9 protein-coding genes and 1 pseudogene are annotated in these 11,226 nt (G+C 68.5%); 8 read left to right on the top strand and 2 right to left on the bottom strand.

The window, feature by feature from the left end:
- Positions 1-744 precede the first annotated feature (744 nt).
- From RT688_RS21285 to RT688_RS21270, 4 genes are all read left to right on the top strand, one after another.
- Entirely contained in the window at positions 745-2,457 is a 1,713-nt protein-coding gene (locus RT688_RS21285; protein WP_313706836.1) for a hypothetical protein, read from the top strand.
- A 105-nt stretch (positions 2,458-2,562) separates the two neighbouring features.
- Positions 2,563-2,820 (top strand): hypothetical protein, encoded by a 258-nt coding sequence (locus RT688_RS21280; RefSeq protein ID WP_313706835.1) that lies wholly within the window; start codon positions 2,563-2,565, stop codon positions 2,818-2,820.
- A 14-nt stretch (positions 2,821-2,834) separates the two neighbouring features.
- On the top strand, positions 2,835-4,487 hold the full coding sequence (locus RT688_RS21275) for a S9 family peptidase (RefSeq protein ID WP_313706834.1): 1,653 nt from the start codon (positions 2,835-2,837) through the stop codon (positions 4,485-4,487).
- A gap of 102 nt (positions 4,488-4,589) precedes the next feature.
- Positions 4,590-4,886 carry a DUF3144 domain-containing protein gene (locus RT688_RS21270; RefSeq protein ID WP_313706833.1) on the top strand — a complete coding sequence of 99 codons (297 nt, stop codon included), beginning with the start codon at positions 4,590-4,592 and terminating at the stop codon, positions 4,884-4,886.
- A gap of 83 nt (positions 4,887-4,969) precedes the next feature.
- Here RT688_RS21270 and zwf read toward each other — a convergent pair whose 3' ends face one another.
- Together zwf and RT688_RS21260 are read right to left on the bottom strand one after the other, a co-directional pair.
- Positions 4,970-6,436, bottom strand: a complete 1,467-nt coding sequence (gene zwf, locus RT688_RS21265) for a glucose-6-phosphate dehydrogenase (protein ID WP_313706832.1) — start codon at positions 6,434-6,436, stop codon at positions 4,970-4,972.
- Between the two features lie 69 nt (positions 6,437-6,505).
- The gene (locus tag RT688_RS21260; protein WP_313706831.1) at positions 6,506-7,459 is read right to left on the bottom strand and encodes a LysR family transcriptional regulator; all 954 of its coding nucleotides are present in this window, start codon (positions 7,457-7,459) and stop codon (positions 6,506-6,508) included.
- A 240-nt stretch (positions 7,460-7,699) separates the two neighbouring features.
- On the opposite strand from RT688_RS21260, the gene RT688_RS21255 reads away from it, so the two are divergent.
- From RT688_RS21255 to RT688_RS21240, 4 genes and pseudogenes are all read left to right on the top strand, one after another.
- Complete coding sequence (locus RT688_RS21255) at positions 7,700-8,749, top strand: NAD(P)-dependent alcohol dehydrogenase (protein WP_313706830.1); 1,050 nt, start codon at positions 7,700-7,702, stop codon at positions 8,747-8,749.
- A 22-nt stretch (positions 8,750-8,771) separates the two neighbouring features.
- Positions 8,772-9,977: an MFS transporter gene (locus RT688_RS21250; RefSeq protein WP_313706829.1), complete on the top strand. Its 1,206-nt coding sequence runs from the start codon at positions 8,772-8,774 to the stop codon at positions 9,975-9,977.
- A gap of 173 nt (positions 9,978-10,150) precedes the next feature.
- The gene (locus RT688_RS21245; protein WP_313706828.1) at positions 10,151-10,345 is read left to right on the top strand and encodes a DUF2970 domain-containing protein; all 195 of its coding nucleotides are present in this window, start codon (positions 10,151-10,153) and stop codon (positions 10,343-10,345) included.
- Between the two features lie 21 nt (positions 10,346-10,366).
- Positions 10,367-10,669 (top strand): annotated as a pseudogene (locus tag RT688_RS21240) (acyl-CoA dehydrogenase family protein); the annotation flags it as partial.
- Positions 10,670-11,226: the final 557 nt, after the last annotated feature.

Genomic DNA, 11,226 nt, shown 5'->3' with positions numbered 1-11,226 from the left:
CAACCAGTGTGAAAGTAGGTTATCGTCAGGCTAGTTAATTAGTAGTAAGCAAAAACCCCGTCGAGTTGATACTCGCCGGGGTTTTTTGCTTTGGGGGTGCGGTTTTCTCTTCTGCTCGAAGGCCTAGCGCCCGGCAGGGGAGGTAGCTGAACCAGTCGGCCATCGCGACTTGACGGCAAGCCAGGGCGGGATCACCACGCCGAGCTTGCGGCTTAAAGTTACCCCAGCGTCGCCGTCCAGATCCGGCTGTCGCCAAGACGAAGGCGCGCCACGCCAACGACGTCAGGCGGCCTGCTGTTAAACGTAACTAACCAACAGATGGATCGCCGACCACTGGGACATATTCGAGGACACCGACTACGAACACACCCGGACACGCTGGGCAGCCTCCAGGATGAGGGCGGCCAGCCTGCCGTCCAGCAGCATGCGCGCTTACGCTGCCCTCGCTGCCTTCGCTGCTCGCGCCGCCTTCGCTGTCTTCGCTGCCCGCCCTCGCTACCATCTTTGCGCTCTCGAACCGCGCCAGTGCTTGCGACGTCTGAGGGCGATCGTTCATGCTGAATCTTGCGCATCCTGGGCGTGGCCCCGGACGCACCGGTGGCCGACATCATCGCGCCGCCGGTGGACGACGAAGAGAATGAAGGAACGGCGGGCGCGGCGGCGTCGTGAACGGCGGCGGGCGCATAGGGCAAGCGGAAGCGTCCGGTAAAATGCGGAGGTAACGGTCGCGTCCACGGAGTCCCCTTGCAGTCTGCCTTCAAGCCCTTGCTGCGCGCAGCGGTGTTCTACCTGCTTTCGGTGCTGGCGATCGCGGTCGTGCTTGTGACCGGCAACTACCTCGTCGAGGGCATCCGCGGCGCGCTGTCCGCGCGCGACAAGCTCCAGGCGGTCGCCTCCGTGCACGACGAGCTGCTGCGTTACCGCGACGCGCGCGCGAGCGCCGTCGTGGACCGACTGGCCGCAGCACGCAAGCTGCCGTTGGCCGCCGTCGACGCGCGCATCCGCACCGTGGGCGACGCATTGCGCTCGGCCGTACCGGAGGACGAGGACGCGCTCACCGGGCTGTTCAAAGGCGGTCCCGGGGAATACGCGCAGCAGCTGGCAGGGCGCTACAAGCAGCGCCTGGACAGGGAATTGCTGGCCCAGGAGCTCGCCTACCTCCAGCAACTGCGCGCCCACCTCGTCGCCCTCGACAAGCAGGCGCTGGCCATCCGCGAACGGCAGCGGCTGCTCGAGCGGCACCGCGCCGTGCATGCGCGGCTGATGGCAAAGCGCGCGGAGCAATCCCGGCTCGGCCCGATCGATGCCTTGCGCATGCAATACCCCTGGGCGCGCGGCCCGGCACTCGACCGCCTGGCGCGCGACATCGCCGCGCTGACGGCCGAGAACGCCCGCGCGGCCGCCGCCTACCGTGCCCAGGACGCGGCCCTGCGGCGCCTGCCCGCCGCGCAAGGGCTGCGCGACTTTGCGCTCGACTGGCAGGGGCTGGAGCGGGTGCTGCTGCCGCTCGAGGAGCAGCTCGCCGAGGCCCGGCTTGCGGTAGCGCGCGATCCGCTCGCGCGCCTGGCCGCGCCCCTGCTGCGGGCGCTGCCGCTGGCCTGCGCCATTCTCGTCCTGTGCCTGGCCGGCCGCGCCGGCATCCGCGCCTTCTTCTATTTTGTGCTCGCCCCGCTGGCCACCCGCGCGGCCCCGGTGCGGCTCGACCAGGCGAGGCAGGCGGGGCAGGCAGGGCAGGGCGGCGCGGTGCTGGAACTGCTGTCGCCCTCGGCCGTCTCGCAGGCGATCGCGCTGGCGCCGCACGAGGAACTCCTGGTGCTGCCGCACTACCTGCAAAGCGTCCCGGTCGCGGCCGGCAAGTCCACGCGCTGGCTGATCCGGGGCCGCTGGTGGGCCAGCCTGGTCTCGGGCATGGCCTTGCTCACCTGCGTGCGCACCCGCAGCGTGGACGACCCGGTGGTGCTGTCCAGCAGCGACGACGGCTTGAGCGAGATCGCCATCGTCCGCATCCCGGCGGGGCGGGCGCTGGCGCTGCATCCGCGCGCCCTGGTCGGGCTGGTGGCCGACGCCGGGACGCCGCCCGACATCCGCTGGCACTGGCGGCTGGACAGCCTGCACGCCTGGCTGACGCTGCAGCTGCGCTTTTTCGTGCTGCGTGGTCCGCTGACGCTCGCGGTGCAAGGCACGCGCGGCGTCCGGGTCCAGCCGGCGCGCGGCGTGCACGCCAGCCGCCAGGCCGCGACCCTGGGCTTTTCGACCGACGTCGCCTACTCGACCGTGCGCAGCGCGCCGTTTCTTCCCTACCTGCGCGGCCAGAACGCGCTGCTGAACGACCGGTTCGAGGGCAGCGACGGCATCTACCTGTACGACGAGACCCCGCGGGCCGGGCGCAAGGCGGGACGCGTCGGCCGCGGCCTGGAAGGCATTACCGACACGCTATTGAAGCTGTTCGGATACTGAGCCGGCTGCTGCGCCCCGGCTGCAACAAGTCGCGCCTGCTCGCCCCATAGGGATGTTATTTGCAGATCAATATTGTTATAGTTCAGTAACTTTCTGGACGAAAACATGAACCGACTGACAGCTGTTTTCCTTTTCTGCGCCGCGCTGCTCGCGCCGGCCGCCTCCGCGCAGCCCCTCAGCCTCGAGGAATTGATCGATGCCTCCGGCATGACGGTGGCGACCTTGTCGCCGGACGGGCGCCACATCGCCGCGATTCTCTTCGACGGCATCAACCACGGCCTGATCCTGGTCGATACCGACACCCTGGCGGTCAAGAAGCTGCGGAGGGCGCCCGGTTCTCGAAAGGCCACTGGAGCTACCTGAAAGCGCCGCGCGGCGTGATCTGGGCCGACAACGACGTGCTCGCGGTGAATCTCGGCTACGACGCGGAGTCGATGGACCTCGACGGCAAGAAGCTGCGCACGCTGGGAGAAAAGGTCGTCCGGCGCGTCGGCTTCGGCGCCGCAAGCGGCGAGGTCATCGTCGTGAAAGACGCGAGGAACAACAAGATCGCCCGGTGCAAGGCCCGCACGGCCGAGTGCACGCCGCTCTGGCATCCGCCCGGCGAACCGCTGCGCTACGCCTTCGACAAGCAAGGCAACCTGCGCGCGGTCACGCTGTTGAACTCCGGCTTGTTCAAGGACGCCTCGACGGTCTCGAACTGGTACCGGCCGGCGGACAAGCCCACCTGGACCAAGCTCGCGGAATTCGGGGTCGATGAAGACTACTGGGTGCCCGCCTACGCGCCGGACGAGCCGGACACGCTGGTGATCTCTTCGCGCCAGGGACGCGACACCCGCGCGCTCTTCGGTTACGACACCGTCGAACGCCGCCAGACCGAGCTGCTGGCCGGTCATCCGACCCAGGACATCCTGTCCTACGACGGCATCGAGCAGCCCGCGTTCGACTACGTCGCCACCGCCGGCATGCGGCGCGAGCAGGTCTGGTTCGATCCCGCCTGGGCCGCGATGCAGGAGCAGGTCGACGTGCTGCTGCCGGGCCGGGTGAACGTGATGTCGGGCGATCCGCGCCGCGGCGTCCTGGTGCTCTCCTACGGGGACGTGGACCCGGGCACCTGGTATTACTTCGATATCGCGAAGAAGTCGCTGGTCATGGTCGGCAAGACCCGGTCCTCGGTCGATCCGGCGAAGATGCGCCCGATGGAGGTGATGTCGTACAAGGCGGCCGATGGCCTGACGATTCCGGCTTACCTGACCCGTCCCGCCGCGGCGGCGGCCTCGGCGTCGCCCGCGCCCATGATCGTGCTGATCCACGGCGGCCCCATCGCGCGCGACCACTGGGGCTGGGACGCCGAGGTGCAGTTGCTGGCCAACCGCGGCTATCTTGTCTTCCAGCCCCAGTTCAGGGGATCGAGCGGCTTCGGGCGCCGGTTCGAGGAAGCGGGTTACGGCGAATGGGGCAAGGCCATGCAGGACGACATCACGGACGGCGTGCGCCACCTGGTCGCCCAGGGGATCGCCGATCCGCAACGCATCTGCATCGTCGGCGGCAGCTACGGCGGCTACGCCGCCTTGTGGGGGCTGGTGAAGACGCCGGAGCTGTACCGCTGCGGGATCAGCTTCGCGGGCGTCACCGACATCGGCGACTTCTTCTCCAACTGGAACGATATTCGATTCAACAAGGCCAGCCGCCAGCGGATGAAGCGCCACATCGGCGACAGCAGCATGAGCGCGACGCTCTTCGATCCGGTGTCGCCGCTCAAGCATGCCGCCAGGATCAAGGCGCCGGTGCTGCTGATGCACGGCAGGGAAGACGAGCGGGTGCCGATTGCCCACGGCCGCCGGATGCGCAACGCCCTCGAGGCCAACGGCAAAACGGTAAGCTGGGTGGTCTTCAACGAAGAAGGACATGGCCTGCATTACCAGCGCAGCCAGGTCGCGTACTTCGAGGCCATGCTCGACTTCCTCGGCAAGCATCTTCCGGTCGCAGCCCCTGCGGCAGCTCCGCCCGCGGCGACTGTGCTAGAGTAAGCAGCTTGCCGGGTTGCATCACGCGTAACCCATTCCCGCGCCAAGGTGGCGCTGCCCGCAAGGGCGCCCACCTTCACGCTCAACTTCACCGTCAGAGAAATCATGAGTAACAACACCGCCAGCCCCGAATTCTGGCAGCGCGTCGACGCCGTCATTAACCTGGTCAACGACCAGTCCGAGGCGACCTCGCCGAGCGAAGCCGGCGCCTCCGCCCTGTTCGCCTCGGCCCGCTTCAACGCCTTCCTGCTGGCGCAAAGCACCGGCAGCGCAGAGAACATGGCGCTCGAAAAAGAGCGCGCACTCGAGTATTTCACGGGCCAGTTCCGCGAGATGATGGTCGCGAACATCGACAATTTCATCGAGAACTACGCGCAGTTCATGCAGCCGAACCCGCAGTAAGAAGCACGCCAGTCCATCCGGGCGGGCAAGCCGCCGGTTTGCGCGAGAGACGGCCGGTACGGGCAAACCGTACCGGCCGTTGCTCATTCAAACCAGGAAAAGCCGTCGCGCGCCAGCAGCGCGAACGAGGCCGCCGGGCCCCAGGAGCCGGCCGCGTACTGCTGCGGCTTCTCGCCCAGCGTCTTCCAGCCCTCGATGATCGGGTCGGCCCATTCCCAGGCCGCTTCCAGTTCGTCGCGGCGCATGAAGTGGGTCAGGCGGCCGCGCACCACGTCGATCAGGAGGCGCTCGTAGGCTTCGGCGCGGCGCTGCTGGAAGGCCGACTGCAGGTCGAGGTTGAGCGCCACCTGCTGCATCTGCACGCCGCTGCCGGGCTGCTTGGCCATGATCTGCAGCTTGATCGCTTCTTCCGGCTGCAGCTCGATCACCAGGCGGTTGGTGACGCCGACCGGGTTTTCCGGGAACAGCGGGAAGGGGGGATTGGCGAATTCGATCACGATGCGCGAGGAGCGGCGCGCCATGCGCTTGCCGGTGCGCAGGTAGAACGGCACCTTCGACCAGCGCCAGGTGTCGATGTGGGCGCGCAGGGCAACGAAGGTCTCGGTGCGCGAATCCGGCGGCACGTTGGCCTCTTCCAGGTAGCCCTGCACCTCTTCGCCGCCCGAGACGCCGTGGCTGTACTGGCCGCGCACGGTGTCGCGCGCGATGTCGGCCAGGCTGAAGCGGCGCAGCGAGCGCAGCACCTTCAGCTTCTCGTCGCGCACCGCGTCCGGCGAGAGCGAGGTCGGCGGCTCCATCGCCACAATGCACAGCAGTTGCAGCAGGTGGTTCTGGACCATGTCGCGCATCGCGCCGGTGCCGTCGTAGAAGCCGGCGCGGCTGCCGACGCCCACTTCCTCGGCCACCGTGATCTGCACGCTCGAGATGTTCGGCGCGCGCCAGATCGGTTCCAGGATCGAGTTCCCGAAGCGCAGCACGATCAGGTTCTGCACCGTCTCCTTGCCCAGGTAGTGGTCGATGCGGTAGATCTGCGACTCGGCGAAATGCCGGCCGACCGCCTCGTTGATCTCCACCGCCGACGCCAGGTCGCGGCCCAGCGGCTTTTCCAGCACCACGCGCGCGTGCTTGTCGACCAGGCCGGCGGCGGACAGCTTGTCGCAGATGGTGGTGAACAGCGAGGGCGCGGTGGCGAGGTAGAACACGCGCTGGGCGCCGGCGCGCGAGGCATCGGCCAGGGCGTCGAAGCTGGGCGCGGCCTGGACGTCCAGGCGCACGTACTCGAGCAGGTTCAGGAAGCCGTTCCAGGTGTTCTCGTTGAAGTTCTCGCCGGTGATGAAGGGACGCGAATGCGCGCTGACGTGGGCCAGGTAGGCCGCGCGCTCGAGCTCCTGGCGGCCGGTCGAGAGGATGCGCGTCGCGCCCGGCAGGTTGCCGTGCAGGTAGGCCATGTACAGCGCGGGCAGCAGCTTGCGCATCGCAAGGTCGCCCATGCCGCCAAAGATGACCATGTCGAGAGGAAGTTCGGTGTCGGGAGCTGGAGTAGGCGTCATGTGCTTTCGTCGGTGTGAAGGGCCGGGCTGTCGGGCAGGTCCGGCCTGTTTGGCAATTCGCTTAGCATATCACTTGATCGGGGGCGCCATCGGAACGGTGCCGCCGGCGGCGCTGCCGGCGCCTGTACCTTCGCCCTTGTACCGTATCGCCTCGATCACCAGCCCCAGCGCCCGCGACGACTGCCTGCGGCTCGGGTAGTAGGCGAACAGGCCGGGAAAGCGCGGGCACCAGTCGCGCATCACGCTCACCAGGCGGCCCTGCGCGACGTGGGGCGCGGTCATCTCCTCGGGCAGGAAGCCGATGCCGCAGCCGCTCAACGCCACCCGCAGGATGTGGGGCGCGGTATTGCAGACCACCTGGCCGCGCACGCGCAGCTCCAGCGGGCGCCCCTCGTGCTCGAGCTCCCAGGCATACAGGCCGCCGCTGCTGGCCAGGCGCAGCGCGATGCAGTTGTGCTTCATGAGGTCTTGCGGCGTGGCGGGGGCCGGCCGCCCGGCGAAGTAGCCGGGCGCGGCGACGATCGACATCGGCATGTCGCGCGTCAGGCGCACCGCGATCATGTCCTTTTCGACCTGGTCGCCGTAGCGCACGCCGATGTCGAAGCGCTCGGCGGCGATGTCGACCAGGCGGTAGTCGGAACTGAGCTCGACGTGCAGGTCGGGGTAGAGCGGCAGCAGGGGCGCCAGGCGCGGCCACAGCAGGGTGTCGATCACGTGGTCGATGGCGGTGATGCGGATGGTGCCTGCCGGCTTGGCGCCGAGGTCGCTCACCGCCGCGATTTCGGCGTCGATCTCGTCCAGGCGCGGCCCGACGTTCTGCAGCAGGCGCTCGCCGGCCTCGGTCGGCGAGACGCTGCGCGTGGTGCGGGTCAGGAGGCGCACGCCCAGGCGTTCCTCGAGGCCGCGGATGATGTGGCTCAGCGCCGATTGCGTCATGCCGAGCTTGCCGGCGGCGCGCGTGAAGCTGCGCTCGCGCGCGACGGCAAGGAAGACCAGGATGTCGTTGATGTTGTCACGGGCCATGGAGATGGGTCTCGAGAATGGGAAGCGGCCGACGCGGTTCGGCGGGAGCGTTTATCATACAGTTTATGACGCAGCGTACCGAATCGGCGCGTCGATTCATGATGCCAGCTCATAAGGGCATGCAATTTCACCCTCGTTCCGCATGCCTTTTTGCCAGTACCATCTTCCCTGTCCCGACCTCGCGCTTGCTGACGCCAAGCCCGCGCCAGGTCAGCACCAGCAACCATCCAAAGGAATCCAATGACCATCAAAGCCTACGGCGCCCATGCCGGCGACCAGCCCCTCGTTTCCCTCGACATCACCCGCCGCGACGTCGGCGCCCACGACGTCCGGATCGACATTGCCTATTGCGGCGTCTGCCACTCCGACCTGCACCAGGTGCGCGGCGAATGGGCCGGCACCCTGTACCCGTGCGTGCCGGGCCACGAGATCGTCGGCCGCGTCGCCGCCGTCGGCGCCCACGTCAGCCGCCACAAGGTCGGCGACCTGGTCGGCGTCGGCTGCATGGTCGACAGCTGCCAGGGTTGCGCCGACTGCGAGGAGGGCCTGGAACAGTATTGCGACGCCATGGTCGGCACCTACAACGGCCCCACCGCCGACGCTCCCGGACACACCCTGGGCGGCTACTCGCAGCAGATCGTGGTGCACGAGCGCTTCGTGCTGCGCGTGAGCCACGCCGAGGACCACCTGGCCGCCGTCGCGCCGCTGCTGTGCGCCGGCATCACCACCTGGTCGCCGCTGCGCCACTGGAACGCCGGTCCCGGCAAGCGCGTCGGCGTCGTCGGCATCGGCGGCCTGGGCCACATGGGCATCAAGCTGGCCCGTGCGCTGGGCGCCCACGTGGTCGCCTTCACCACCTCGGAATCGAAGCGCCAGGATGCGCTGACGCTCGGCGCCCACGAAGTCGTGGTCTCGCGCGACCCGGGCGCCATGGCCGAGCAGGCGAAATCGCTCGACCTGATCGTCAACACGGTGGCCGCGCCGCACGACCTCGACGCCTTCCTGCACCTGCTCAAGCGCGACGGCATCATGGTGCTGGTCGGCGCGCCGTCCACACCGCACCCGTCGCCCCAGGTGTTCAACCTGATCATGAAGCGCCGCGCGCTGGCCGGCTCGATGATCGGCGGGATTCCGGAAACCCAGGAAATGCTCGACTTCTGCGCCCAGCACGGCATCGTCGCCGACATCGAGATGATCCGGGCCGACGAGATCAACGCGGCCTACGAGCGCATGCTCAAGGGCGACGTCAAGTACCGCTTCGTGATCGACAGCGCGACCCTGGCCGGCTGATCGGGAAAGGCCGTACCGTTTCATGGAACTGCGTCTTTCCAACGACGATACTGTCGCCCCGTTTGAAGCCAAGCCGGCGGCCTGGGGCGCCGTCTTCGCGCTCTCGCTCGGTGCTTTCGCCCTGGTCGCGTCCGAGTTCATGCCGGTCAGCCTGCTCACGCCGGTGGCCGGGGAACTCGGCATCAGCGAAGGGCAGGCCGGCCTGGCGATCTCGGTCTCGGGCGCCTTTGCCCTCTTCACCAGCCTGTTCATCGCGCCGCTGGCCGGACGGCTCGACCGCAAGGTCCTGCTGCTGGGCCTGACCCTGATGATGATCGTCTCGAGCACCATCGCGGCCTTCGCGCCGAACTACACGCTGTTCATGGTCGGCCGCGCCTTCATCGGCGTGGCCATCGGCGGCTTCTGGTCGATGTCGGCGGCCACGGCGATGCGCCTGGTGCCGGCCGAGAAGGTGCCGCGCGCGCTGGCCATCCTGAACGGCGGCAATGCATTGGCCACCGTGGTGGCGGCGCCGCTGGGCAGTTACCTGGGTGGCGTGATCGGCTGGCGCGGGGCCTTCTTCTGCCTGGTGCCGGTGGCGGCGCTGGCCTTCGGCTGGAAGTGGCTGGCCTTGCCCGCCATGCGCCCGGAGGGCGGGCAGGGCGTGGGCGCCGTGTTCAGGCTGCTCGGGCGGCCGGCGATCGCGCTCGGCATGGCGGGCGTCAGCCTGCTGTTCATGGGCCAGTTCGCGCTGTTCACCTACCTGCGCCCCTTCCTGGAAACCGTGACCCATGCCGGCGTCACGACCCTGTCGCTGCTGCTGCTCCTGGTCGGCGTCGCCGGCTTCGTCGGCACCTCGCTGATCGGCCTGTTCCTGAAAACGCAGCTGTACCGCACCCTGGTCGTCATGCCGCTGGCGATGGCGGCGCTGGCCGTGGCCCTGATGCTGGTCGGGGATTCTGTCGGCATGACCGCCGTCGTGCTTTGCCTGTGGGGGCTGGTCGCCACCGCCGCGCCGGTGGGCTGGTGGACCTGGCTCGCGCACAGCCTGCCGCGGGAAGCCGAAGCCGGCGGCGGCCTGATGGTGGCCGTGGTCCAGCTGGCGATCGCGTCCGGCGCCACCCTGGGCGGCCTGCTGTTCGACAGCCGCGGCTACGTGGCCAGCTTCAGCCTGAGCGCGGCGATCCTGGCGGCTGGCGCGCTGTTCGCGGCGCTGGCGGCGCGAACAGCGCGTGGTCAGGCCCGGTAGGCATCGTCGACGCCATGGGCTAGCGCGCCAACCAGGAAGCCACGATGTATGGATATTGCTTTGTCGTAGTATCGAGCAGGCGAGGGTAGACGGGCGCGATTGCGCCTTGCCTCGCCGGCGCGGCGAACCTTGACGGCGCCGCCGGTCGCGCGTTTTTGATACAGGAGCTTGCCATGCCAAACAAACGCTCATTCATCGGTACGCTGGTTGCGATTGCCTGGTCCTTCGTCGGCCTGCGCCGCAAGAAGGATTTCGACGTCGATGCCGACGGCGCGTTCAATCCGGTGTACGTGATTGTCGCGGCGCTGCTCGGCGTGGCCGTCTTCATCGGCTTGCTCCGCCTGGCCGTGCACCTCGCGCTCTCCTGACCCGGACGGCTCGATCGCCCCATGGGATTCCAATTGAACGACACCCTGGCCGCCTGGCTCGATGCGCATGCCGAGGCGCTCGATGCCGAAACACGCGGCGGCGAAGACCTGCTGCAGGTGCTGGCGCGAGCAGGCCTGCTGCGCACCGGCGTGCCCACCGAGTGCGGCGGCACCGGCGCAACGCCCAGCGCCGCGATCGCGGTCGTGGCGGAACTGGCCGGGCATTCGCTCAGCGCCGCTTTCGTCTACTGGGCCCAACGCGCCGTGATCGAATGCCTGCTGAAGAGCCCCGAGCGTCATCCGGCACGCGCTCTCCTGCCGCGCCTGCTGGACGGTACGCTGGCCGGCGCCCCCGGCTTGTCCAATGCCATGCGGGCGCTGACCGGCTTCGATCGCCTGCAGATCCACCACACCCCGGACGGACTTGCCGGCACGGTAGCCTGGGCCACCAACCTGCACCCGGAAGGCGTCATCGTCTTGGTCGCGGCCGACGCTGCCGGTGGCCATCCGGCCGTGTATGCGATTCCGGGCGCCGCGCAAGGCGTCGGGATGCATCCGCATGCCGACCTGGCCGGCCTGCGCGGAACCCGGACCGGTTCCGTTCGGCTCGACCGGGTGCCCGTTACCGACGATTGGCTGCTCGCCCGGGATGCGACAAGCTTCCTCCCCAGGCTGCGCCCCGTCTTCATCGCCTTGCAGTGCGGATGGGGGCTCGGCCTGGCGCGCGCTTGCCTGCGCTCGGCGCGCGGCGCGATCGGCGCGTCGCCCTCGATCCTGCTGCCCGAGATCGAACAGCTGGAACGGGCGCTCGAAATTTACTGGTCCGCGCTGGCGGAGCGCATCGATGGCGACGCCTTCAGCGGGCGCGCCGCCGACCTGTT

The sequence above is a fragment of the Massilia sp. genome, assembly GCF_032106685.1.
GTDB lineage: Bacteria > Pseudomonadota > Gammaproteobacteria > Burkholderiales > Burkholderiaceae_D > Telluria.
The sequence above is the reverse complement of the archived record's forward strand: the minus strand, read 5'-3'. Positions and strand labels throughout refer to the sequence as shown.

Excerpts from the sequence above, each read along its gene's own strand:
- RT688_RS21280 (WP_313706835.1), top strand. The coding sequence starts at position 2,563 with ATGAACCGACTGACAGCTGTTTTCCTTTTCTGCGCCGCGCTGCTCGCG.
- RT688_RS21270 (WP_313706833.1), top strand. The coding sequence starts at position 4,590 with ATGAGTAACAACACCGCCAGCCCCGAATTCTGGCAGCGCGTCGACGCC.
- zwf (WP_313706832.1), bottom strand. The coding sequence starts at position 6,436 with ATGACGCCTACTCCAGCTCCCGACACCGAACTTCCTCTCGACATGGTC.
- RT688_RS21260 (WP_313706831.1), bottom strand. The coding sequence starts at position 7,459 with ATGGCCCGTGACAACATCAACGACATCCTGGTCTTCCTTGCCGTCGCG.
- RT688_RS21255 (WP_313706830.1), top strand. The coding sequence starts at position 7,700 with ATGACCATCAAAGCCTACGGCGCCCATGCCGGCGACCAGCCCCTCGTT.
- RT688_RS21250 (WP_313706829.1), top strand. The coding sequence starts at position 8,772 with ATGGAACTGCGTCTTTCCAACGACGATACTGTCGCCCCGTTTGAAGCC.
- RT688_RS21245 (WP_313706828.1), top strand. The coding sequence starts at position 10,151 with ATGCCAAACAAACGCTCATTCATCGGTACGCTGGTTGCGATTGCCTGG.